Origin of the sequence: Enterococcus sp. CWB-B31 (assembly GCF_020567645.1) — a bacterium.
In the GTDB taxonomy this organism is placed as follows: Bacteria; Bacillota; Bacilli; order Lactobacillales; family Enterococcaceae; genus Enterococcus_L.
Genome location: NZ_JAJDJW010000002.1, coordinates 256,800 through 282,711, shown reverse-complemented (window position 1 = coordinate 282,711; position 25,912 = coordinate 256,800). Strand labels below are relative to the sequence as shown.

Here is a 25,912-nt window from a genome sequence, read left to right as displayed (position 1 = left end):
TCTCATGGAGAAGCTTCAATTTAAAAAACATGTATTGACTGGTATTTCATTTATGATTCCTGTTGTCGTTGCTGGGGGGATTTGCCTAGGATTATCTCAAATATTCGGTGGTATTGATATTCAGCCTGGAACTTTTGCTGCTTCGCTTCAAGATATTGGTGTAGCTGCTATTACTTTTACGGTCCCTGTTATTGCTGCGGCAATTGCCTATTCAATTGCGGGAAGGCCGGGGATTGCTCCCGGATTAGCAGCCGGAGCTTTGGCTAATGCTGTAGGAGCAGGTTTTCTTGGTGGTCTTGTGGGTGGATTCCTAGCTGGTTATATTGCACTTATGGTGAAAACCTATGTAAAACCACCAAAAGTATTGCAAGGGTTAATGCCGGTTTTGATTATTCCTGTTAGTTCTACTCTGATTGTCGGACTTGTTTTTGTATATGCTTTAGGAGGACCTCTGGCTTTTATTCAAAGCAGTATGACCGACTGGCTGCTTAGCTTGCAGGGAGAATCTGGATTTCTTCTAGGCGGTATTATCGGAGCGATGCGTTTTGATATGGGAGGCCCCTTTGCTCAAGCAGCAAGTGCATTTTGTGATGCCATGTTAGTAGAAGGTATTTATGCACCCAAAGCGGCTAGTATGGTTAGTGGTATGACACCTCCGGTTGGTGTTGCAGTAGCTGTATTTTTAGCCCGAAAAAAATTCACGCAAGCAGAACAAAATGCTGCAAAAACAGCTTTTCCTTTAGGGTTATTCTTCATTACTGAAGGAGTTTTTCCGTTTCTTGCAACTGATCCCATTCGAATCATTATTTCCTGTACTTTAGGAAGTGCCATATCCGGCAGTTTGGCCGTTGTCTTTGGTTGCTTGTGTCCGATTCCAGCTGGCGGCATTTTTGCTATTCCATTTATTGAACGACCGTTCATGTTTATCCTGGCATTTGTTATTGGTGTAGCGGTTACGGCAATTAGTTTGATCATACTGAAACCAAAAGCGATTGAAAATGAAGAAAAAGAAGAAGAGATTGATTTTGAAATTAAATTCAATTAGTAGGGGATGAAAGCATGCTAGTTCCAATGAAGGAAATCTTAGAAAAAGCCAGAGAACAAAAATATGGGGTGATTGCACCCAATGTTATTAATGAAGATACTGCTCGAGCCTGTATCGAAGCTGCTGTTGAGTTAGATGCTCCTTTGATTTTAGATTTTGGTTTTGTATTTCATAAGGACATTGTCTATTTAGGAAGAATCATTGAATATTTAGCCAATCAAGTTTCTGTTCCTATCGCTTTAAACTTGGATCACGGTGCTACTTTCGAGCAAGCCGTTTGGGCAATTCGAGCGGGTTTTACCTCAGTAATGGTTGATCGCAGTACGGCGCCTCTGGAACAAAATATTAGGGAAACAAAGGAAATTGTGAAAATGGCTCATGCAGTAAATGTAAGTGTTGAGGCAGAGCTTGGACATGTTGGAGAAGGCAAAATGTATGGAGATTCTGTTAAAGGACTGTATACTGATGTGGAAGAAGCCCAGAGCTTTGTTACAAAGACGGGTATAGATTGTTTAGCAGTAGCTGTGGGAACTGCTCACGGACAGTATAACGGATTACCTCATTTAAACTTCGAACTCTTAAATGAATTGAATCAAAAGCTGTTAATTCCATTGGTCTTGCATGGAGGGAGCGGTACAGGAGATGCCAACTTAGTGAAAGCAATCAAATGTGGGATTACGAAAATCAATATCGCGACGGATCTGTTTACAGCTGCGATTGATGAAGGCAATCAACTCGGAGAATCTTATATGATTTATCATCGCTTGCAAAAGGGATTTAAGGATAGACTTATTTATTATATGAAGTTAGCCGGTCAAGCAGGTAAAGCTTCAAATTAGGATATAAGAAGTAAGAACGAGAGAGAAGGTGCGATAAGATGCTGACGAAACGGCAACAGATGATTGTTAAAGTATTACTAGAAAAGGAACAATCAACTAGTAAAGCAATTGCAGAGACGCTTTCTTTATCTGACAAGACTGTTCTCAATGAACTGACGGTAATTGATCAAGAACTGAAAAAGAGGAAGTATGGCAGGCTGATCAAGAGTCGTGGTGTTGGAATTCGTTTACTGATTGAAGACGCTGTTTCGAAGCAAAAGCTAGAAGAAGCCTGCTATCAAATCTCTGTAGATGATGATGTGTCTCACCTGCTAAAACGACTTTTCATGGGGCCGAAAAAGACTATTGTTACAGAAAAGAAACTAAAACGAGAATTATATGTAAGCCGCAGCTATTTAGCTCATAAAATTGAAGATTTAAATCAAATTTGTCATGACTACCATGTGATGATTAAACGAGTTAAAAATTATGGTTTGGTCATTGAAGGCAGTGAATTCGATATTCGTGATGCCATTATCGAATTGTTCTTAAAAACCTATTTGTTTCCAACACAAGTTGCAGTTGGGAAGCACTTCTTTAATGAAAAACAAGAGTACTCATTTAAAAGTGTTTTTGGCGAGTTTAATTATCATCCGATTGAACAATTGATTTTGGGTTTTGAAAAGAAAAATCAGCTAAAGCTGGATCACTTTTCCAGAAATACGGTACTTTTGCATATTTCTTTAGCGATCATTCGTGAAAAATTAGGGTATAAGTTGACATATACTCGACAACAGAAAGAGCTAATCGCTTCTTTTCCCAAAATGTTTTTAAATGAATTGGGACAGTTTTTCAAGGAAAATTATACAACAGAGCCATCTAAAACTGAGCTTTCCTATATCTATCTTTACCTTGATTTATATGGACTGCTGACTTCCAATTCTTTTGATAAAAAGAAACTTGAGGTAGAAAAATCTGAGAGATTTAACGAGTTTATTGATAACTTTTTAAGCATCACTGAAGGTATATTAAATATTGATATTGGTACAGATAAGCAGCTGAAAAAGGGAATTGTCCATCATCTTAGCGGAACGATCTTAAGGCTGACTATGAGTATTCGTATTCATAACCCGCTTCTTTATGAGGTAAAGAAAAACTTTTCAATGGTCTATAAAGCTACCTGGGCCAGTAGCTTGCTTTTCGATCAATACTATAATGCAACAATTAATGAAGATGAAATTGCTTATATTGCTTTATATTTGGGTATCGCAAAGGAAAAAAGAAAACAAAATATTAATATTTGTTTACTTGTGAACGGTAAGAATAGTTTTTCAGAGTTATTGTATGAGCAAATCAGGAATCTTCATCCGAGAATTTCTTTGAGCTGCCAAACAACAGAAGAGTATCAGGATGTCTATGATATAGTTGTTTCACCTTTAATGAATGTAAGTAACTATACCTCAAAAAAAGTCATTCATATTGGACGTATTCTAACTGAAAATGATAAGATTGCGGTCTTATCAACTGTTAAAGAATTGATTAAAAAGAAAATATTAGGCAATAAAAAACGAGATGTGAATGAAGCAATGGGACTCAAGGAAGAATTTATTTTTCTGGACTATCCATCCAAAGAAAAGAACACAATTATTACAGAAATCTGCAGGCTTTTAGAGAGAAAAGGATACGTCTACAAAAACTATATACAATCGGTTATTAAACGGGAAGTTTTTGTTTCTACGGAAATTGGTTCTGCAGTTGCAATTCCTCATGGAAATTCAAAATTAGTGAAAAAATCAATCATTGTTTATATTAATTTACAGGAGCCGATTCAATGGACAGAAGCAGACAAAGTTAAGCATATCTTTTTTCTTGTTGTTTCTGAGATCAATGATTTTACCACTGAAAAAACGATTCGCGGCTTCTACAAAACGTTGATAAAGATCACTGAAGATGGCAGCATTACTCTTTTGAATCAATTAAAAACTAAACAAGAAGTTATTGAATTCTTTGTTGAAAGAGGAAATTAAACTGTTACTGATGAAAAGCAACTCACAAAGCTGTTTTTGCTCCCGTGCCGGCTGTACGTTTCTTGAATTAGCAGCCTAACTTAGTTTTAATTCGGTTAATACACTAGATAATTTCTATAGCTTATAAATCTTTAGACTGACATTCTTATTGTGGCAGGAATTTTATTTGCGGCTTTGATTCTTTTCATCATTTTTGGATTAGCAGGTGGAAAGTGTTGGCAAAAAAATATGTAATCGTCCTTGAATGATGGATTAAATTGGGAAATTATTGTTTATAATTCGGATAGCTTGAAGAAGCAGGAAAATTTGATATTAGTTATGGGGAAGAACGCCTGGGATATATAGATGCTGGGACTAGTCTAAAATGAATAGCTGCATTGGTTATAATGTTGCAGTAATTGTTGAATAAGAGCATCACAGATATGGAAAAATCGAGATTTTATAAATGAGAATGAAAAGTCAGTCTTTCTTTACTTGTTATTTTAAGTTATTTTGAATTTACCCCAAATTATTGAACTAGCAGTATTTTAAAGTGTATTTCATTTGTTTACAAAGCAGCTTCTGTAACTACTGATATAATAGTAGTTTTAGTGGGGAATGGGTAAATTCAAATAAGTTGCCCCTTGAACTCTTTTTTAAAGTGTGAAATAATAGCTTCAAAATAGAAACGACTTAAGATTTGTTCGCCGGAACAATCTTGCAGGAGTCAGACAAACGGACCGTAGGCTTTAATGGTTCGTTTGGCTGGCTCCTTTTTTCATAGGAGGTACAGGCATATGACAAAAGAAATCTTTGGAAAAGAAGTGCAAGTTAACGAAAAAATGGGGCTTTCAAAAGAAGAGGTGCAGAGACGATTAGAAGAATTTGGCTATAACCAACTGGAAATCCGGACTGGAAAAAAGTTCTTTGAGTATTTAAAAGAAACGGTAAAGGATATCACGATACTTATCTTAATTTTTGCAACGATTCTATCAGGGTACATTGCTTTCACAGTACACCCGGATGATTTTTCTGAACCGATTGTTATCTTTTCAGTTGTTCTGCTTAACATTTATTTATCCATTCGGCAGCAAAAAAATGCGGAAAAATCAATGAATGAGCTGAAAAAAATGAGCGTTTCGACAAGTAAAGTTCTTAGGGATGGACAAATAAAAGAAATTGAAAGTACAGCGATTGTTCCAGATGATATCATTCAGCTGGAACTGGGGGACCGAATTCCAGCCGATGCAAAAATTTTGAGCTGCAGCAATTTTTTTGTTGATGAATCATTTTTGACAGGTGAAAGTGAACCCAGTGAAAAGAATCCTGAGTATATTCCTTTGGAGCATGATTCACTGGGGGATCGAAAAGAATTAGTTTTTTCAAGCTCGTTGGTAGTAACAGGAAAAGCGAAAGTCAGAGTTGAAAAAACAGGTATTCATACAGAAATTGGCAAAATTTCCAGCTTGATAAATAATGAAGCTGCGAATACAGCACCGTTGCAGCTTAAAATGCAAAAGCTTGGAAAAGCATTAGGGTTTGTTGCCATTTTAGCTGGATTCTTTGCGATAGGCATAGGCGTGATCAAAGGCTTGCCTTTGGAAACAAGTATTATGACAGCTATTTCAATGGCTGTTGCTGCGATTCCTGAAGTTTTGCCTGTAGTAGTGACTATTTCACTGGCAGTAGGAATGAGCAATATGGCGATAAAACAGACAATTGTCAGAACACCTTCAACCGTCGAAACCATTGGCGGAGTGTCTGTTATCTGTTCAGACAAAACAGGGACAATAACAGAAAATAGAATGACAGTTAAGTGTGTCAGTCCATTGGGAGACTTATCAAATACAGTTTTTAATATTACAGAAGATAAGGAAAAAAATTTATTGTTTTTATTTTATCTTGCTAGTTCCATTGAAGCAAACGCGACTGTCAGCAGCAATCCCACTGAATTGGCAATTAGTAAAGCTTTAGCTGAGGCTTTCACGCAGGAAGAATTAACGAATGCTGCTTCAACAGTTGAAAAAGTTTATGAAGTCCCCTTTGATTCCAAAAGAAAAAGAATGACTGTTTTATATAAAGTTAAAGAGCAGTATATTTCAGTAACAAAAGGAGCCTTTGACCGATTAAATATTATAAATGATAAGCAGGACTTTTATTTGCAGGAACACGATAAATTAGCTGAACAAGCCTACCGTGTATTGGCAGCAGCCTATAAGATATATGAAAATTTTCCGACTGGTATTTCTGATGATGAGTTGGAATGCAGCTTGAATCTTGCCGGCTTTGTGGGAATTATGGACCCTGCAAGAGCAGAGAGTTATCAGGCTGTTGCTGCAGCAAAACAAGCAGGAATTGAAACGGTCATGATTACCGGAGACCATTTATTAACAGCTGAGAAGATAGCAGAAGATGTGGGGATTCTTGCGGAAGGAAAAAAGGCGATGACAGGTGCAGACCTAAATAAATTGGGGGATGAGGAATTAGCTGCTGTTATTCAAGACTACCGGGTTTTCGCTCGTACGTCTCCCGAAGATAAAATCCGCATTGTCAAAGCTTTTCAAAGCAATGATGAAATTGTCGCAATGACTGGGGATGGCGTGAATGATGCTCCTGCATTGAAAGCCGCTGATGTGGGGATTGCTATGGGGGGAGGAACAGAGGTTGCAAAAGAGGCTTCAGATATGATTTTGGCAGACGATAATTTTGCAACGATAGTAGCAGCTGTTGAGGAAGGTCGGCGTGTATACAGCAATATCAGGAAATCCTTATATGCAATGCTGGGGTGCAACATTTCGGCACTGACCATTGTTCTGATTTCTTTATTACTTGGCTGGGGAGCACCGGTTACAGCCATTCAACTTTTAATTATTAAGGTAGTCGCAGATGGTATTCCAGGGTTCAGCTTAAGTGTAGAACCTGCAGATAAAGAAGGGATGAAGTATCCTCCTATAAGTAAATATGAGAGTATTTTTTTGAATGGTTTGCTGCTTAAAATTATTGAAATTTCTGCGGTGTTTACAGGGGTTACATTAATTGCTATTTTAGTGGGACAAGCACAATCGGTTGAGATAACAAGAACAATGACATTTATTGTTTTGGGGCTGTCGACAATCGTACACATGTATAACTGTCGGAGTACCGGCTCTATTTTCAAAATGGACTTTTTAAGTAATTCTTTGCTGGCAGCAACCACAATTGCAGGAGCTTTGATCATCATTCTTCTGGTAAATATCCCTGTAACGCAACAAATTTTTGGGTTTGTAACAATCAGCTTGATTAACTGGATATGGGTTCTTGGGCTGTCAATCTTTCCGCTGGTTTATATTGAAATAAAAAAATATTTTCGCTTATTTTAAAAAAGCGTACTTTTTTCAGCCTTGTCGGGTTCTTTTATTTTTATAAAAGACCGTATCCATTTAAATCCTTGAATAGAACTAGGTAAAAAGTTGAAATTTTTTAACAAATATTTGGTACTTTTCTGTTTAAAGGAGTATACTCGAATTGACATCATTATAATGATTATTTAGTAAAGTTTTTCTTAATTGAAGGAAAAACAGAGATTAGGAGGGGGATTTTTATGGATATTGTTACTTTAGCGAGATTTCAATTTGGGATGACTACGGTTTTTCACTTTTTCTTTGTACCGTTTTCTATTGGGGTCGCTCTTGTTGTGGCAATTATGGAATCAATGTATGTATGGAAAAAAGATGAACGTTATCGAAAAATGGCAAAATTTTGGGGAAATATTTTTCTCTTAAGCTTTGCAGTTGGTGTGGTGACAGGGATTATTCAGGAATTCCAGTTTGGTATGAACTGGTCTGATTACTCTCGTTTTGTCGGGGATATTTTTGGAGCACCGTTAGCTGTTGAAGCGTTGCTGGCTTTCTTTATGGAGTCAACCTTTTTAGGCTTATGGATTTTTACCTGGGATAGAGTAAAACCGAAACTGCATTTATTGTTTATTTGGCTCGTAACCATTTCTTCTATGATGTCAGCATTTTGGATACTGGTAGCCAACAGCTTTATGCAGCATCCTGTGGGTTATACACTTAATAATGGCCGTGCAGAAATGACTGATTTTGGAGCGCTGCTGACCAGCCATCAGGTTTTATATGAGTTTACTCACGTGATTGCGGGAGCAATTACAATGGGCGGAATGATCGTAGCCGGATTGGCTGCTTTTCAGATTTTAAAGAAAAGAGATGTCGAGTTTCACAAACCTTCCATGCGTTTAGGATTGGTTGTCACATTGTTTGGTGCTCTTTTTGTGCTGGGAACAGGAGATATGCAGATGAAAGCTCTCCTTGATGATCAGCCGATGAAATTTGCGGCAATGGAAGGAGAGTATGAAGACTCTGGAGATCCGGCAGCCTGGACGTTAATTGGCTGGGCAGATGAAGCCAACCGCAAGCAGGTTTTTGGGATTAAAATTCCATATATGCTGAGTATCTTGTCTTATAATAAACCTTCAGGATCAGTCGATGGGATGGATACTGTCAATAGGAAGCTGATTGAAGAATATGGGGAAGACAATTATTTCCCTCCGGTGAATACACTGTTCTGGAGCTTCCGTGTGATGGCCGGCTTTGGTATGCTGATGCTGCTGGTGTCAGCACTGGGACTATTTTTTACCCGTAAAAAGAAACCCTCTCTCTATGAGAAACGCTGGATGCTGTGGATTATGGGGCTGTGCACCTTTGCACCGTTTTTGGCAAATACAGCTGGTTGGCTGATTACTGAACTGGGACGTTATCCTTGGACGGTTTACGGATTATTTAAAATCGAAGATAGTGTTTCACCAAACGTATCAGTGACTTCACTGCTGATTTCAAATATTGTTTACTTCGTTTTGTTTGCTGGTTTGGCTTCTGTAATGATCTATCTGGTTATCAGAGAATTGAAAAAGGGACCTGATTATGAGGAAAAGATGCTGGCGCAAAAACAAACAGCTTCTTCTGATCCTTTTGATAAGGAGGTTTTTAATTAAATGAGTAATTTGCAGTTATTATGGTATGTACTGATTGGGGTACTTTTCTCAGGCTTCTTCTTTTTGGAAGGCTTTGACTTTGGAGTTGGAATGGCTGTTCAGACTCTGACACATAATGATGGAGAAAAAAATCAGATCGTTGAGACTATTGGACCTGTTTGGGATGGAAATGAAGTCTGGCTGCTGACTGCAGGCGGCGCAATGTTTGCATCATTTCCATACTGGTATGCCTCTTTGTTCAGCGGCTACTATCTAATTTTATTCATTATTTTAATAGGTTTGATTATTCGAGGTGTCTCTTTTGAATTTCGTCATCGGATGCCGGAAGGAAAAATGAGAAATGTCTGGAATTGGACTTTGTCGATAGGCAGTTTTATTGTGCCGTTTTTCTTTGGTATTCTATTTATCAGTATGATTCAGGGAATGCCGATTGATTCAGCAGGCAATATGACAGCAGGCTTCTCAGATTATATCAATCTATTTTCTTTAGTTGGCGGAGTTGCATTGACATTATTGTGCTATCTGCATGGACTGAACTATATTGCTTTAAAAACCGATGGTGATATCAGACATCGTGCGAGAAACTATGCACAGTTTTTATATGGGATTCTTTATGTCGGCTTAGTTGTTTTTGCTGTATTACTGTACTTCAATACAGACTTTTTTGACCGTCATTTGATGACTACACTGATTTTGCTTGTGGGAATTGTAAGCTTGACTGTAGTTGCAAATATCAGTGTCTTCAAGCAAAAGGAACTGCTTGCGTTTGTTGCCAGCGGTTTGACCATGATCCTTCTTGTTGCATTATTATTCAGCGGGTTGTTCCCTCGAGTAATGATCAGCTCTTTAGGAGCTTCCAACGATCTGTTGATTGAAACAGCATCCAGCAGCCCATACACACTGAAAATCATGTCTTGGATTTCGTTGAGTATTTTGCCATTTGTACTGGTGTATACAGGTTGGACGTATCATGTCTTCAGAAAACGTGTTTCCAATCTGCCGACACATACGGGGTATGGCGAATGATAGATAAGGCAATTTTAAAAATGCCTGAGATAAAAAAAGTAATGCTATTGCTTGCAGGGGCTGCTTTCCTGCAAGCAGTGTTTATTATTGGGCAGGCTTATTATTTGGCCAAAGCAGTTACTGGGCTTTGGAATGGCGGACAGTTACAGGAGCAGGGGCTGTCCATGCTCCTGTTTTTTTTATTTTACAGCGGTCGTCATATGATCACTTTTTTCCGGGACAAGCTTTTGGATACGTTCAGCTACAAGCGCTCCAGTGAGTTAAGAGCAGCACTTTTATCCAAGGTGTTTCGTCTTGGCCCTGTTGTTGTGCAGGAAGAGGGGACCGGCAACATGGTAACCATGGCATTGGAAGGTATTCATCAGACAGAAAATTATCTGCAGCTGATTTTAATGAAAATAATCAACATGATGATGATTCCATGGATCATCCTGATCTTCCTGTTTACTTTGGACCTTCGATCAGCTGCTGTATTGCTGATTGTTTTTCCCATCATCATTATTTTTATGATTATTCTGGGGTATGCAGCCCAAAGTAAAGCAGATAAGCAATATAAAGCCTTTCAGCTGCTGTCTAATCATTTCATCGATTCTCTGAGAGGATTGGATACATTAAAACTGTTCGGATTGAGCAAGAATTATGCTAGAAGCATCTATGCTACCAGTGAGCGGTTTAGGGAAGCAACAATGGGGACTTTGAAAATAGCAATTTTATCGACCTTTGCACTGGACTTTTTTACAACACTTTCTGTCGCAGTGGTCGCAGTCTTCTTGGGACTGGCATTGCTTAATGGACAGATTCTGCTGTTCCCTGCATTGACCACCCTGATTCTGGCTCCGGAATTTTTTCTTCCGGTCAGAGATTTTGCAGGTGACTACCATGCAACTCTTGATGGAAAAAATTCCTTTCAGGCGATTCAAGCGATTATGAATCTTCCTGAAATAATGGATACAGATCAGTTAAACTTATCAACTTGGACAAGGAATGATCAGCTGACAGTCAATAAGCTTAATTTTACCTATGGACAGAGTGATTTTCCTGCGCTGAAAGAGGTAGAATTTTCTGTTCGGGGGTTTCAAAAAATTGGAATTATCGGTTCCAGCGGTTCGGGCAAATCTACACTTATAAATTTATTGAACGGCTTTCTTGCTCCGGACAATTCTTGCTTTGCTATTAATGGAGAAGGGATGTCTCATTTAAATCAAAAGGACTGGCAGAAACAAATGCTCTATATTCCGCAGTCTCCTTATATTTTTCAGGATACACTGGCAAATAACATTCGATTTTATACACCGGCAGCTTCTGATCAGGAAATTATGCATGTGATTGACTTAGTCGGATTGACAGAGTTGGTAGCGGAGCTTCCGGAAGGAATAGAGACGGTTATTGGCGAAAGCGGACGAATGTTCAGCGGTGGTCAGGCGCAGCGTATTGCCTTGGCAAGAGCATTTTTGGATCAGGAACGCCGTATTTTGGTATTTGACGAACCAACTGCACATTTGGATATTGAAACCGAAGTTGAGATTAAAGATAAAATGCTGCCGTTAATAGAAGATCATCTGGTTTTCTTTGCCACTCACCGTCTTCACTGGATGAAAGAGATGGACTATATTTTAGTCATGGATGAAGGGATGCTGGTTGAAGCAGGAACGCTGGATGAGCTTATGGAAAAAGAAGGGTATTACGTAGCGTTGACTAAAGAAATGAGGGGGGAAGCAAATGAAACTGTCAATGACTGACAATGGGCAGCAGGATCAGTGGGTTCGACCGTTTTTAAAAAAATATAAAGGACTGCTGATGCTGGCAATTTTTTTAGGTTTCCTCACCTTCTTCAGTGCTGGTGCTCTGATGTTCAATTCAGGTTATTTAATCAGCCGGGCAGCTTCATTGCCTGAGAACATTTTGCTGATTTATATTCCGATTGTTTTGACAAGAGCGTTTGGTATCAGTCGTCCTGTTTTCCGCTATGTTGAGCGCCTGGTCAGCCATAACTGGGTATTGAAAATGACTTCTGATCTGCGTTTAAAGCTGTATCGGATTTTGGAAAAAGATGCAATGTTTCTTAAATCAAATTATCAAACCGGAGATATTCTGGGGCTGCTTTCAGAAGATATCAATCATTTGCAGAATTTGTATTTGAGAACAATCTTTCCAATGATTATTGCAGGATTGCTGTATGTAGTCATTGTGATTGGCTTGGGCTTCTTTTCCTGGTGGTTTGCTCTTTGTATGCTTCTTCTTTTAGGCGTAACGGTTGTTCTCCTGCCGATATTGTCTGTACTGGTGAACGGCGCCAGACAGGAGCGGCAGAAAGGAACAAAAAATCAATTGTATAAAATTTTGACGGATAATATTTTGGGCGTCTCTGATTGGGTTTTCAGTCAGCGGGGTTCGGAATTTGTTCTTTCCTACGAAGAGAAGGAAAAGGAACTGCGTGAGATTGATGGAGAAATTAAGAAGTTTGATCGCAGAAGAGATGTTGTGTTTCAGCTGTTCTTTGGTATGATTGCACTTGCTGTGCTAATCTGGGCAGGCACTCGCTTTCCAGGAAATCATGGTGGTGCCGCTAATTGGATAGCAGCATTTGTATTAACTGTTTTTCCTTTGATTGATGCGTTTGCTCCATTGTCGGATGCGGCTCAGGAAACGACAATTTATAAAGATTCCATTTCACGTTTGAATGAGCTTCCGGAAGTGGAAGGAGCAAAAGAAGCCGCTGCGTCAAACCCGAATTCAACAAAGATAGAGGCCCGACAGCTGACCTTTACGTATCAGAATGCTTCACGGACTGTGCTGAGCAATCTGTCGCTTGAGATTCCAGAAAAAGAGAAACTGGCGATTTTAGGGCGCAGTGGTTCTGGGAAAAGTACGCTGGCCTCTTTAATAAGAGGGGACCTTCAGCCGACTCAGGGAGAAATGCTGATTGGCGGTGTGCCGGCAGACCAACTAGGGGATTCTATTACAGAATATATCGGGGTAATTCAACAAAAACCGTATCTGTTCCATACAACGATCCTCAATAATCTTAGAATTGGTAAGGAATCAGCAAGTGAAGAAGAGGTCTGGCATGTTCTGGAATTAGTTGGACTTAAGAAAATGGTTCAGCAGCTGCCTGATGGATTGCAGACAATGGTGGATGAAGCCGGACTCCGCTTTTCCGGAGGAGAGCGGCATCGACTTGCACTGGCCAGGATTCTTCTGCAGGATACGCCAGTTGTTCTGCTTGATGAGCCGACAACAGGACTGGATCCAATTACAGAGCAAAAACTGTTAACAACCTTTTTTGATGTACTTGAGGATAAAACGATCATCTGGATTACACATCACCTGCAGAGTGTACAAAAAATGGATCGGATAATTTTTATTGAGGATGGTCAGTTGATGATGAGCGGAACACCTGAAGAATTGATGACAGGAAACCGGCATTTCCAAATGCTGTATAGAATTGATCAAGGCTTAAATTAGTATACTGACTGCTTCAAATCATAACGACGTTTACAGTCAAAGAAATGGAACTTCCATCTCTTTTGCTGGTACAGGCAATCTATCTATTAAGCAATGCATTAGTTAAAAGAGATTGTGACAGCTCTTTGCTTGGCTGAAGGGGTCACTTGCTTCTACGCTTCTATGAATGCTCATCGTATATTTGAGGGGCATATAAGACATACCAATGCATAAATGAACAAACAGCTATGTTCATTGCTAAGAGGCTGCTTGTATGCGAAGTACTGATGGGGATAAATTTGTCAGAATTTATTTCAGATACAAAGATACAGTTGTATGTGAAACAACGATCTGCTGAATGTGCAGATATTCTTCAAACTTAAATAGGAGACAGCTAATCGCAGAGATATAAGCATCCAGCTTCTAGCACAAGACAGGTACCATGTATCATCTACTAGTCAATGCTTAAGGGGATGCGACGTAGCGTTGTCACATCCCCTCTGCGTATTTACCAAGTATATTAATGACTGCGGACCAGTAGAAGCTCTGTTAGTTTTTGTCTCTGTGGTTCTCACTAGGGACTGTGACAAAAGTATGTCTGAGATCCCTAAAACCGAATCAACGGTGTTCCAGTCTTTGTATGATTCGAGCATTCGATAAGAAGCGTAGGAGCAAGTTCATACATGCGCTGAGTATTCAAAGAAAAAGCCCTTCCATGCTTCAATCCTGGAAGCATGAGAGTTGTTTATACCTCATGCTTTTATCAGGCATTATCAGTACTTACGGACTAGTAATAGTTCAGTCAGTTTCTGCAGCTGTTTACGGCTGGTGCTTTTTGGCAGCTTGGCAATATCCTGTCTGGCTTTTTCGGTCATCAGATCAGCGAATTCCTTTGCTTTTTCCACTCCATCCAGTTGTTGAACAATCGAGGCGACTTCTGCTGCTTCTTCAGCAGTCAGCTGCTCCTTTTTATTTAAGTAAGGGGCAAGGAGAGCGGGGTGTTCCTGCAGGGTAAAGATCAGCGGCAGTGTATAAACACCTTGAGCAATATCTTCAATTGTCGGTTTTTGTAACGTTTCTGTGGTCGCTGTATAATCAAGAATATCATCGTAAACCTGAAAGGCAATTCCGATATGACGCCCGATTCGTCTAGCCAACTGTTCAATTTCTTTAGACGCGTGACCAAAGTGTGCACCTTCCAGACAGCTCAATGAAAAAAGCTCAGCCGTTTTTCCATTTACACTTCGTAAGTAATCGGTAATCGTGATATTTTGGTTATAGCGGGTATGCATCTGGTCTAGCTCGCCAAGCAGCAGGCGCTTCATTGAATGGGCGTTAATTTGAAGATATTTAGAATCCTTCATAGTATCAGCAAGCAAATCAAAGAATTCTGTAAACAGCAGATCCCCTGTATATACTGCAATGTCTTTGCCGTAACGTGATTGAATGGTTTGTGTTCCCCGACGTAATGGAGAATCATCTATAATGTCGTCATGAATCAACGTTGCCATATGCAAAATCTCAAGTGAAGCAGCAATTTTAATCAGCTGCTGGCGGTCTTGTTGATCGGCATTTCCCATTTGGGTAAAGATAAAGAAAAAAGCCGGGCGCAGTAGTTTACCGCCGGAGTTGGTCAATTCAACCAAAGCCTGTTTAATCTCTTTGTTGCGACTGTTGACTTTTTCTATGATCAGCAACCGCGTTTCATCTAACTGTTGCTGGATCAATGGGAAATATGTCCAAAATTTTTCCATAACATAAATAATCCTTTCAATAGCTCAATACTATTGATTGTATACGAAGAGCCAAAATAAATACAGTAAATCTTATCAAAACTTTGCAAAGCAAATTTTTGATAAAAAGCTGAAGATAGGAGTATAGTTTGAATAGAGAAATATTTTTTGAGCTAGTTGAATTAAAAGCAAAAACTGCCAGTATTTTGCCATTTCTTTTAGGTCTGTGTTTCAGCTGGTATCATTATCGTCAGGTTCACGTATTGTATGTACTTATCTACTTTGTAGCAATGATCGTTTTTAACATGGCTGTAGATATTCTGGATAATTATAATGATTATCTTCATGCTAAAGAGGGACATGATTATAAAGAAAAAACGAACATTATTGGTAGAGAAAGATTGTCATTATCAATGATTCGTCAATGGATTCAATGGATGGTCTGCAGTTCGGCAGTGATTGGTATTTTACTTTCAGCAGTAGTCGGCTGGCCGCTGCTTTGGATGGGAATTTATTGTTACCTAGTCGGCATTTTTTATTCTTCAGGACCTAGACCGTTATCCAGTTTACCTTTGGGAGAGTTTTTTTCAGGATTTACGATGGGCTTTATGATTCTTTTGATTTGTGTTTATATCAATACGTTTGAGGTTTTTCAATGGACAGGAGAAAGCTTGTTCAATGTGTTTGTGATTGCTCTTCCGAATATGTGTCTGATTGCCAATCTAATGTTGGCAAATAATATCTGTGATTTAGATGAGGATGAAAGAAATCACCGCTTTACACTGGTGCACTATTTAGGAAGAAAAAAATCACTTACATTATTTGTTTTATTATTGTTGATTGCTTTATCTGCAGTTTTTTACAGTGTTATTGCAGGACTGGCACCGATGACTCTACTGCTGACGGTGGTAGTTATTCCTTTTGTTTGGAAAGAGACCTGCGGCTTTCTGAAAGAACAGATAAAGTCAAAAACGTTTAGCTGTGCAGTAAAAATATTGGCAGTCGGAGCATTTGCTCAAGTATTCTTTTTTGCGCTAGGTTTGTGGCTGTGAATTTGAAGGTTTGGATATTTGTGAAAGAAGATGGCAGCCGATAAGTGATGAATGATCAAATAAACGTGTAGAGAGAGGGATAAATAAAATGAGTAAAAAAATCGTTATTTTAGGTGCGGGATATGCTGGTTTAAGAGCATTGCATGAATTGCAGAAAGAGGCAGCCGATATAGAAATTACTTTGGTGGACCGAAATGAGTATCATTACGAAGCAACAGATCTTCATGAGGTAGCAGCCGGTACGCAAAAAAGCGAAAGAATCATTTACCCGATCAGAGATGTTGTAAAAAATTCATGTACAACCTTTATACAGGGAACCGTCAGTGCGATTGATACTGAACAGCAGCTGGTAAAATTAGCAGATGGAAAGACATTATCCTATGATTATTTGGTGGTAGCTTTAGGATTTGAATCTGAATCATTCGGAATCCCAGGTGTCGACGAATACTCGCTGCAAATGGTTGATGTGGATACTGCTGAGAAAATCTATCAGCATATTGAGGAGCAAATGAAGAGCTATAAAGAAATGCAGGATGAAAATGCGCTGAAAATTATTGTTTGCGGGGCAGGGTTTACAGGAATTGAATTGCTGGGTGCTTTGACAGACGGAAAGAAAAAGCTGGCTGAGGCTGCTGGTGTAGATTCGGAAAAAATTAGACTGTATTGTGTTGAAGCTGTTACCCGCTTATTGCCTATGTTTAGTGAAAAACTTTCTGATTATGGAATCAATAAGCTGAAAGATTGGGGTGTTGAGTTCTTAACAGGCAAACCGATTAAGGAAATCAAAGAAGGATCGGTTGTTTATTTGGATGACAAAGAAAACAATACCTTAAAAGAATTACATGGCGGAACCATCATTTGGACGACAGGAGTCAGCGGCAGCCATGTTATTGGCGCATCGGGCTTTGAAGAAAAACGCGGGAGAGTAATGGTTAATCCTGATTTAACTTACCCCGGACGTGATAATGTCTACATTATCGGAGATTGTTCTGCAGTAATGGATGAAGAAAGTCAACGACCTTATCCGACAACCGCTCAAATTTCACTGAAAATGGGCGAGTGCGCCGGAAAGAATATTAAAGCTCAGCTTAGAGGAAAATCAACACAGCCATTTACTTTTCATTCTTTGGGCTCTGTTTGCTCTATCGGAAACACCCATGCTTTTGGAGAGGTTGGCAAAATGGAAATTAAAGGCTATCCTGCTTCATTTGTTAAGAAAGCCATTATGGATCGCTCCCTATTTGAAACGGGCGGAGTAAAAGAAGTATTGGCTAAAGGACGTTTTGATTTTTACCATTAAGAGTTAACATTGCTGCTTTGATTAATTATTGAAAAAACAAGGTCGGGACAAAAGCGATCAGCTCCGAGAATTAAGAAGGAATATCCGAAAATTGTCAAGGAACACTAGTCATAAAATGACTAGCTGTGAATTGATACCTCCCTGGAGCTCCTCATATTTTCAGGATAGTTTGGCTTAATTCCGAAGGAGTTGCTCCTGCGGTTACTCGTCGCAAAAAGAATTTTTGCTTTTGTCTCGCCGTTTATTCGGGATTAGATACGAAGAGAGTTGGGAACTTTATTTCTGTCCCATTCACGCTATTAATTTGTTAAGCTGTAAATAATTTATCGGTTGTTCTACTTTTCTATTATAGTTAAATGGTCTGTAGGGTAGACAACTTTGGCATGATTTTTTTTAATTAGTACTTTTTTAATTTCGTTTCCTGTTTGTTTGTCAATGACTTGTTGATAAATATTGCTGTTGCGGTAAACAATTCCCTGTTCTCTGCTAAAATAGTCATCTTCACATTTTACGTGATAGCTGTAGGGCTGCTCTTTTTCAGCATAAAGCTCTCCGTGAAGATGAGTGTCGTCTGTATAAGTAATAAGCTGATAGGTTTGATCGGAAGAATTTTTGAAACGGTAGTCCATATAGTTGTAAACAATGGATGTTCCAGTTCCAAAAGGAATGACTCTGCCATAATCTGGGAAAAGATCCACCCCATCATGATGATGATGTTCCACAATTTCAAACGGAGTATGAAGAACCATCCAGTGAATTAGATTGGTAAACTGGCACATCCCTCCGCCTATTCCGCTGATCGCTTCTTCTTTGCCTATCATCAGTCCTTCCTGATAGCCGTCTTTTTCCTTACACGAGCCTACCAGCTTCCAAAATGAAAAAGTTTCGCCCGGTCGGATGAGGATTCCTGAAACCTTTGGGGTTGACAGTGCCAAATTAACCGCTTTGTTATCCTGCAGATGCTGATCGACATTTCCAAGCTTTCTTCTAATTAACGAACTATGTTTATAAATACAAACAGGCAGTTTCTCTGCCTCTTTTTTTGAAGCGAATCGTTGCTTTTGCAGTTTATCCTGAAAATGCCTTGAGATAATATTTTTATAGACTGATAGTTTGTATGTTGTCGGTGAGATTTCACAAAATAATTTTCTTCCCATAACCAGTACCCTCCATAATATTAACTTCCCCTAAGAAAAATTATTACATAATATTACTTGCGTGTCAAAAATATTACAATTATATTTCTTTAATATTAAATGAGAAATGCAGATTACTGGTTTCAGGCAGTATAAACAGGGAGAAGCTTCTTCAATGAGAGAATATTTCTATTAGAGTTAGACTATTTGATAAAGGGAATGTTAAGAAGGAACTCTCTGTAAATCTGAATAAAATCATGTTTCTGTGAATAATTTTGAAAAAGGAATAGGGATACTTTTGATCGTGCTCGTTTTCAGGTATAATGGAATTTGTTGAAAAGAGGGGAAAAAATGGCGCAGAAAAAAAAGACAAAGAAACAGAAAAAGCAGCAAGAACAGCTGCGTTACATTTTTATTGGTATCTTCTTTATTTGCTTTAGTTTACTGGGGTTGCTAAAGTTGGGATACTTGGGGATACTGATTGCAAACGGACTGCGTCTGGTAGTGGGGAATACCTTTACCATTGCTGCAGTTTTGTTAATGTTATATGGGTTTTCGCTGGTCCTTTTCGGAGAAAATTTTCCAATTAAATCCGCTCGTCCTATTATTGGCGGGCTGCTGATATATTTAGGAGTATTGCTATTCCTGCATGTTTACTGGTTTCGAAATATTGGCAGCGGATCACCTAATATTATTAATACTACCTGGGATTTTTTGAAAATGGATCTAAGCAGAAGCACCATTGCTGAAAATATCGGCGGAGGAATGATCGGAGCCGGCTTGTACACTGTTACCCATTTTCTGGTTGCTCAGCTTGGGAGTTATGCTGTTGCTGTTGTGTTGATATTGACCGGCAGCTATTTGATCAGCATGCTGGAAATTCAGCAGCTGTTGGATGGTATTCAGAAATTTCGCAAGGTACTGGGAACGCTATTTGCAAAAAGTGATGAGCATCTGGCTGCGAGAGCAGAGAAGCGTGCAGAACAGAAAAAAATGAAGGAAGCAGAAAAACAGGAAAGAGCCAGAGAGATGGCTGAACAGTGGCTTGAGAAGAATCAGGTCAGAGAGCATACGCCGGGAGAGCATCTGGCGCAAACTGAAAGAGAGCAGTACGATTATCCTGAACAGGAGCCTGAGCAGTTGACCTTGGTACCAATTGACAGCTTTCAGAGTCAGGAACAGGAAAGGTCTGAACCGCATTATTCTCAGGAAGAGATACACTATAACGAACAGGAAGAGGCTGGTGATCTTGACTTTGATATTGCTGCTGAAGCAGAAGACCGCGACTACCAACTGCCTTTTTCGACTCTTCTTGACTCAGTACCTGTTGCTGACCAGAGTGGAGAATATAAGAAGATTGAAAAGAATATTTCTGTTTTGGAGCAGACATTCAAGAGCTTTGGTGTTGACGCTCAAGTTGTCAAGGCGAGCTTGGGTCCGGCTGTTACCAAGTTTGAAGTTCAACCTGCTGTGGGTGTGAAGGTAAGTAAAATTGTCGGATTGACAGACGATATTGCTTTGGCATTGGCCGCGAAAGATGTAAGGATGGAGGCGCCGATTCCGGGGAAATCCTTAATTGGAATTGAAGTGCCCAATAGTACAGTCAGCACAGTATCATTTAGAGATGTGATTGATGCTCAGCCAAGTCATCCGGATAAAATTTTGGAAGTGCCTTTGGGAAGAGACATATCTGGTGTTGTACAGTCTGCTGATTTGACAAAGATGCCGCATTTGCTGATTGCCGGCTCTACTGGTAGTGGTAAATCTGTAGCTATTAATGGGATTATTACCAGCATTCTGATGAGAGCAAAGCCTCACGAAGTAAAAATGATGATGATTGATCCCAAAATGGTGGAATTGAATGTCTACAACGGGATTCCGCATTTGCTGACGCCAGTGGTTACAAACCCCAGAAAAGCAGCACAGGCTTTACAAAAGGTTGTTCAGGAGATGGAATTCCGTTATGAAAAATTTGCAGCAGCGGGTGTGAGAAATATATCCGGCTACAACGAGCTGGTGATTCAGAAAAATCTCGAGGATGGCGAGAACCGTCCGATTTTACCATTTATTGTTGTGATTGTTGATGAATTGGCTGACTTGATGATGGTGGCCAGCAATGAAGTGGAAGATGCAATCATTCGACTGGCACAAATGGCGAGGGCAGCGGGTATTCACATGATTCTTGCTACGCAGCGGCCAAGTGTTGACGTTATTACAGGAATTATCAAAGCGAATGTTCCGTCCAGAATTGCGTTTGCGGTTTCCAGCGGGACAGATTCCCGAACGATTATTGACAGTAACGGTGCAGAGAAGCTTCTTGGACGCGGAGATATGCTGTTTCTGCCTATGGGGGAAAATAAACCAATACGCGTGCAGGGAGCATTTATTTCGGATCACGAAGTGGAACGTGTAGTGAGCTTTGTGACGGAGCAGCAGGAGGCAGACTATCAGGAAGATATGATGCCTACGGAAGAAGCTGTTTCCGGAAGCAGTGAAAATCCTCAGGATGAACTATATGGAGAAGCAAAAGCACTTGTGATTGAAATGCAGACAGCAAGTATCTCTTTGCTGCAGCGCCGGTTCAGAATCGGTTATAATCGGGCAGCCCGTCTGGTGGATGAGCTGGAAGCCAATCATGTTATCGGTCCGTCTGAAGGCAGCAAACCAAGAAAAGTTTTTGTTGAAGTGGAAGAAGAGGAAGAGGTTCAACCGCCTGAACATGATCAAGATTATTAATTAAGAGAAATTGTTGTATCAGAGACCATGGGAGGAATTTCCGTGGTCTCTTCTTTTACACTAAAAAACAGAAGGGAAGCAGTATAAATTGCAGCAGCTAATAAGGGAGCTGTTCATTTATATGACTACAGCACTGGGAGCTATGCCAAATGGCTTTAAGCTTTCGAATGGCTCGTATGTAGATATCATGCCATTCTATAAACAGCTCGATTGATCTGAACAAAAGATATCTCCCTGAAATAAAATGAAAGATATACAGATAGAAATAAACAGTCTGAAGACTGTTTAGAAACCAGTAAGATAGACTGTTTAGATATTTCTAAGTTACCTGATTTTTCCTTTTTTATAAAATATTTCTTCTTTTTTTAGAGAAATCAACCTTAATCGAATTGCATTCCGCTCTATTTGCGGTATCATGTTTATAAGAGCATAAAAACATATTTTGGTTGGTAGTCCAAAAGCATAAATTGTCAGTAACCTTTCCTCCTTGGGGTGTCGGTTGTTCTTTTTTTCATTTTAAGAAGGAAGAATCATGGCACAGTCAGATAACAAGTGTAAAGACAGAAAAGAAAAGGCTGAATCTCAAGCATGTACAAAGAATGATTCAGAAAGAGAAGAAAAAAAACTAGTTGTTATTACAAAAAGCACAGGCAGTCATGGCGGAACAGTACGAGGAATTGAGAATTGAAAAAAGCACGAGCGCAGTGAAAGAAGCTCTGAGGAAACGCAGCTTATTTTTTGAGAAGAAACAACAGAAGTGTCTGGAAAAAAGAAAAAGGTATTAGTTCTTGTTTGGAATAGTTTGTAAGGAAAAAATACGAGCTGCATGCTGTTTGGCGGGAACAGATAGATAAAATAGGGATAAGGGTGAGCGATATGAAGAGAAAAAGCGTCTTATATCTGGAAGTGGCAGAACAAATCAAAGCGGATATCCTAAATGGCAAATATCCTGTTGGTTCTCTGCTTCCGACAGAGTCAGAACTGGAAGAATTGTTTGAGGTTAGTAAAATTACGATTCGTCGGGCAATTGAAATGTTGGCAGATGAAGAGCTGGTGGAAAAGAAAAGTGGAAAAGGGACGACTGTTCTAAGTAATCGTCCATACAACAAATTATCAAAAGCAGGAACCTTTACAGAATATCTCCATGATTCAGGATTGGATATTATTAAAAAGAACTTTGATCTTGAGCTTGTGACTTTGTCAGAAGATATGGAAGCATACAAAGGACTGGGAAACAGCGCAGTGAAGTTTTCAAGGCTCTATCTGCTTGACAGCCAGCCCTATATCTATTTTGAATATCTGCTGCCAAGAGCACTGTCGGATGTGACTGTAGAACAATTCGAAACAGAATCACTCTATCGGATTCTTGATCAGCATCATATAGAGATTTATCGATTCGAGGATAGCTTTGAAATTATCCCGTTGACTCCCAAGCTGCAAAAAATCTTGAATACAGCTGAATCGTCAGGGCTGAAACGAATCCGCCGATCATTTGGTAAGAACGACCAAATTGTTGAGTTTTCTGAGGCTGTTTATAACACAGCCATGCATCCTTACGTGATTGAATATGAAGCATAAATAACAAAGGACTTACATGACAAAAATGTAAGTCCTTTGTTATTTGTTTCAATGGCTGGTAAGCAGTGTCTCCTATAGAATGAAAGGAAAAAGAAAATGGAGTGAGAAAAATGCTGCAAGTAAAAAATCTAAGTAAAACCTATGGAGATGAAATTAAATATAAAGCTTTAAAAGCCTTGAATCTTACTGTTGAGGATGGAGAATTTATAGGAATTATGGGACCTTCCGGAAGTGGGAAGAGTACATTTTTGAATTTACTGGCAACAATTGATCAGCCAACCTCAGGAACGATTGAACTAAATGGAAAAAATCCAAATGAATTGAATCAGGAGGCTATTGCTAAATTCAGAAGAAGAGAACTTGGTTTTGTTTTTCAAAGCTTTAACCTGATGCCGACCTTGACAGTGGAAGAAAATATTGTACTGCCGCTGACTTTGGATGGAGAAAAAATTTCGGTGATGAAGAAAAAACTGAGCAGATTATCAGAACAGCTGGGAATTGCGCCTTTGCTCAAAAAGAGAATTGCTGAAATTTCCGGAGGACAGGCACAGCGTGCAGCAGTGGCAAGAGCGATGATCCATCAGCCGCAGCTGCTGCTTGCAGATGAACCGACAGGGAATCTGGATACTAAGTCTTCCAAAGATGTTATGAAGCTGCTCCAACAGCTGAACAAAAGAGAAAAAGCGACAATTCTAATGGTGACACATGATCCGCTGGCTGCCAGCTACTGTCAAAGAATTGTCTTTATTAAAGATGGACAGCTGATTGGTGAAATTAGGCAGATGAATGGTCAGAAGCAGTTCTACAATGAGATTATGGTAAATTTGGCTAAGATTGAAGGTGTTGAAAATGAGTTTTAGTCAATTTGTTATCCGCAATACAATAAGAAATAAAAGGCTGTATATGGCTTACTTCCTGAGTACATTGTTTGCAGTGATGGTCTTCTTTACATTTACCGGTTTTGCGTTTCATCCTGCTTTATCAGATGGACTGAATGCGAGTGCAAGACAGGGGATGCTTGGTGCAGCAATTATTATTTATGCCTTTTCGTTTTTCTTTGTTTTATATTCGATGGATGTTTTTATTCAGTCCAGAAAAAAAGAATTTGGATTATTAATGATTCAGGGAATGAGTCCGAAACAGCTGAAGCGGATGATCTTTATTGAGAATCTGGTCATTGGTTTTTTTGCAACATTTATCGGCGGATTTGCGGGAATTGGATTTTCTCAGATTATTCTCCTGATCAGCAATCATTTAATTCATGTACAGCTGGCTTTCTATTTTCCGTTGCAGGCAATGCTGATTACGATTGCGGCATTCACACTTTTATTTTTTATGATAGCTTTTTTCATCCAGTTTCGTTTGCCAAAACTTAAGTTGCAAACCTTGCTGAAAGCAGGCGATTTAGGTAAAGGAATGATCAAAGGCTCTTTACTAAAAGGAATATTGGCAATTGTTTTGATTGGAGTTGGCTATGCAGTTGCATTGCTTGTACCGGGAATGATGGTTCCAGTTGTAATGATCCCAGTTATTTTCCTAGTTGTTGTCGGAACTAGATTCTTGTTTAACCAATTAAGTGTCTGGAGCATTGAGAAGTTAAAAAAAAATCAGAAAATCTTTTGGAAAAAGACCAATATGGTGATTTTCTCTGATTTGTCATTCAGAATGAAAGACAATGCACGTTCGTTTTTTCTTGTATCTGTCATTTCTACTGTTGCTTTTGCGGCAATCGGGACTCTTTACAGCTTTCAGCAAATGATTCTGGAGTCTGCAGCTAATGTTCCTTATGAATTTCAAATTTCTGGAGAAGAAATTAAAATTATACCGACCAGCAATGAATTTACAGCACTTCTGGAAGAAAAAGGAATCCAGGTTGATCAGGCAGAGTATAGGCTTTACACAGATCAGAATCAGATTAACTATATTACAGAGAGCGACTACAATCAGCTGGCTAAAGTTGCAGACAAACCTCAAATCCAGACAAATGGACAGGCCGTTCAATTGGAATTTAAAAGTGAGTTTAATACAGGGAATCAGGCAACAAAGCTGACACAGGTGGAGATAGCAGGACAGCAGATCCTGCCTGTGTCTAAAAGTGAAAAAGAGGAAATTTTACCAGCTTTTAATGCAACGGTAGTGGTTCCTGATACAGTGAATTTTGCTAAAATGACCTATACTAAAAGTGTTGTCTGGCAGCCAAAAGATGCTTCCAGAGAGGACTTGATTGCATTAGGGAAAACGCAGGAAGGCAACTATCTTTTTACTGCGAAAACCTCTATGACACAATCAATAATAGACGGTTATAAACCTATTTTGTTTGTCGGGATTTTTATCGGAATTGTTTTCTTTGTATCTGCAGGCAGCTTTTTGTATTTCCGCTTATACAGTGACATGGATGTCGATGTAGAGAAATTTAAAATGATTTATAAAATGGGACTGGCGAAAAAAGAGCTGAAGAAGATGATTAATCAGCAAGTAGGCATTTTGTTTTTTACGCCAATTATTGTTTCCGTGATACATGGAGCAGTAGCACTGACTGCAATGTTCCATATCTTTGGTCAGAGTATGCAGCTGGCAGGCTGGCAGGTATTGGGTGCTTTTGTTCTCATACAGATTGTCTACTATATGATTGCAAGAATTTTCTATTTTAATAAAGTATATAAACTGGTGCAGTCTTAAAAATGGCAGAGCAGACGGAAGAATTTCTTTTTCGTCTATTCTGTTTTTTTTTAGGTCTCATCATCGGAAGTTTCCTAAAAGGGGGAAAAATGGAAAAGTATTTTATATACTGGAACATGTTCTTAACAAGAAAGCCATGAAGAATATGTGTCAGACCTTTAGGGTATATCTTTTATCACGAAAGCCCAGAAATGGTTGGCGAAGATTGATAGGTACATCAGGGAGTTATTAATCATTCATTACAACACAAAACGAAAAAAAAATATAGAAAATGACATGTAGTGGTTAATCCACTAGAGGGGAAATTAAAGAAACTAGCAATTGAGTAAAACTGTAATGCACAAGGCAAAGAATGTTGGAAAGTCGTAT

The 25,912-nt window shown here is 39.2% G+C and carries 17 protein-coding genes; 15 read left to right on the top strand and 2 right to left on the bottom strand.

Features of this window, described 5'->3' with window-relative positions; all coding sequences use genetic code 11:
- Nucleotides 1–4 precede the first annotated feature (4 nt).
- The 8 genes from LI954_RS03985 to cydC all read left to right on the top strand — a co-directional run bounded on the left by LI954_RS03985 (nt 5) and on the right by cydC (nt 13,350).
- A complete protein-coding gene (locus LI954_RS03985; RefSeq protein ID WP_229441779.1) occupies nt 5–1,045 on the top strand; it encodes a PTS fructose transporter subunit IIC in 1,041 nt (346 codons plus the stop codon).
- A 14-nt stretch (nt 1,046–1,059) separates the two neighbouring features.
- A complete protein-coding gene (locus LI954_RS03980; protein ID WP_229441778.1) occupies nt 1,060–1,884 on the top strand; it encodes a class II fructose-bisphosphate aldolase in 825 nt (274 codons plus the stop codon).
- Nucleotides 1,885–1,922: 38 nt separating this feature from the next.
- Nucleotides 1,923–3,890, top strand: coding sequence for a BglG family transcription antiterminator (locus LI954_RS03975; protein WP_229443706.1), 1,968 nt, complete (start codon nt 1,923–1,925; stop codon nt 3,888–3,890).
- 776 nt (nt 3,891–4,666) lie between these two features.
- Nucleotides 4,667–7,228 (top strand): cation-translocating P-type ATPase, encoded by a 2,562-nt coding sequence (locus LI954_RS03970; RefSeq protein WP_229443704.1) that lies wholly within the window; start codon nt 4,667–4,669, stop codon nt 7,226–7,228.
- A gap of 221 nt (nt 7,229–7,449) precedes the next feature.
- Nucleotides 7,450–8,859 carry a cytochrome ubiquinol oxidase subunit I gene (locus LI954_RS03965; RefSeq protein WP_229441776.1) on the top strand — a complete coding sequence of 470 codons (1,410 nt, stop codon included), beginning with the start codon at nt 7,450–7,452 and terminating at the stop codon, nt 8,857–8,859.
- Nucleotides 8,860–9,885 carry a cytochrome d ubiquinol oxidase subunit II gene (cydB, locus tag LI954_RS03960; protein WP_202067514.1) on the top strand — a complete coding sequence of 342 codons (1,026 nt, stop codon included), beginning with the start codon at nt 8,860–8,862 and terminating at the stop codon, nt 9,883–9,885.
- Nucleotides 9,882–11,624, top strand: a complete 1,743-nt coding sequence (gene cydD, locus LI954_RS03955; RefSeq protein WP_229443702.1) for a thiol reductant ABC exporter subunit CydD — start codon at nt 9,882–9,884, stop codon at nt 11,622–11,624. Before cydB ends, cydD begins: the two co-directional genes overlap by 4 nt.
- Nucleotides 11,605–13,350 (top strand): thiol reductant ABC exporter subunit CydC, encoded by a 1,746-nt coding sequence (gene cydC / locus LI954_RS03950; protein ID WP_229443701.1) that lies wholly within the window; start codon nt 11,605–11,607, stop codon nt 13,348–13,350. The genes cydD and cydC overlap by 20 nt, the downstream gene beginning before the upstream one ends.
- Nucleotides 13,351–14,102: 752 nt before the next feature.
- Here the strand turns inward: cydC and LI954_RS03945 are convergent.
- A complete protein-coding gene (locus LI954_RS03945) occupies nt 14,103–15,083 on the bottom strand; it encodes a polyprenyl synthetase family protein (RefSeq protein WP_229441773.1) in 981 nt (326 codons plus the stop codon).
- Between the two features lie 128 nt (nt 15,084–15,211).
- Here LI954_RS03945 and LI954_RS03940 point away from each other — a divergent pair, with 128 nt between their 5' ends.
- Both LI954_RS03940 and LI954_RS03935 read left to right on the top strand, forming a co-directional pair.
- A complete protein-coding gene (locus LI954_RS03940; protein WP_229443699.1) occupies nt 15,212–16,114 on the top strand; it encodes a prenyltransferase in 903 nt (300 codons plus the stop codon).
- A gap of 88 nt (nt 16,115–16,202) precedes the next feature.
- The gene (locus LI954_RS03935) at nt 16,203–17,414 is read left to right on the top strand and encodes an NAD(P)/FAD-dependent oxidoreductase (RefSeq protein WP_229443697.1); all 1,212 of its coding nucleotides are present in this window, start codon (nt 16,203–16,205) and stop codon (nt 17,412–17,414) included.
- A gap of 335 nt (nt 17,415–17,749) precedes the next feature.
- On the opposite strand, the gene LI954_RS03930 is transcribed toward LI954_RS03935, so the two are convergent.
- Nucleotides 17,750–18,571 (bottom strand): VanW family protein, encoded by an 822-nt coding sequence (locus tag LI954_RS03930; protein WP_202067508.1) that lies wholly within the window; start codon nt 18,569–18,571, stop codon nt 17,750–17,752.
- A gap of 330 nt (nt 18,572–18,901) precedes the next feature.
- On the opposite strand from LI954_RS03930, the gene LI954_RS03925 reads away from it, so the two are divergent.
- The 5 genes from LI954_RS03925 to LI954_RS03905 all read left to right on the top strand — a co-directional run bounded on the left by LI954_RS03925 (nt 18,902) and on the right by LI954_RS03905 (nt 25,543).
- Nucleotides 18,902–21,286 (top strand): DNA translocase FtsK, encoded by a 2,385-nt coding sequence (locus tag LI954_RS03925; protein WP_202067507.1) that lies wholly within the window; start codon nt 18,902–18,904, stop codon nt 21,284–21,286.
- A gap of 532 nt (nt 21,287–21,818) precedes the next feature.
- Entirely contained in the window at nt 21,819–21,974 is a 156-nt protein-coding gene (locus LI954_RS03920) for a hypothetical protein (RefSeq protein WP_229443695.1), read from the top strand.
- A gap of 188 nt (nt 21,975–22,162) precedes the next feature.
- Nucleotides 22,163–22,864 carry a GntR family transcriptional regulator gene (locus LI954_RS03915; protein WP_202067506.1) on the top strand — a complete coding sequence of 234 codons (702 nt, stop codon included), beginning with the start codon at nt 22,163–22,165 and terminating at the stop codon, nt 22,862–22,864.
- Between the two features lie 110 nt (nt 22,865–22,974).
- The gene (locus LI954_RS03910) at nt 22,975–23,724 is read left to right on the top strand and encodes an ABC transporter ATP-binding protein (RefSeq protein ID WP_202067505.1); all 750 of its coding nucleotides are present in this window, start codon (nt 22,975–22,977) and stop codon (nt 23,722–23,724) included.
- Entirely contained in the window at nt 23,714–25,543 is a 1,830-nt protein-coding gene (locus LI954_RS03905; protein ID WP_229443693.1) for an FtsX-like permease family protein, read from the top strand. Before LI954_RS03910 ends, LI954_RS03905 begins: the two co-directional genes overlap by 11 nt.
- Nucleotides 25,544–25,912: the final 369 nt, after the last annotated feature.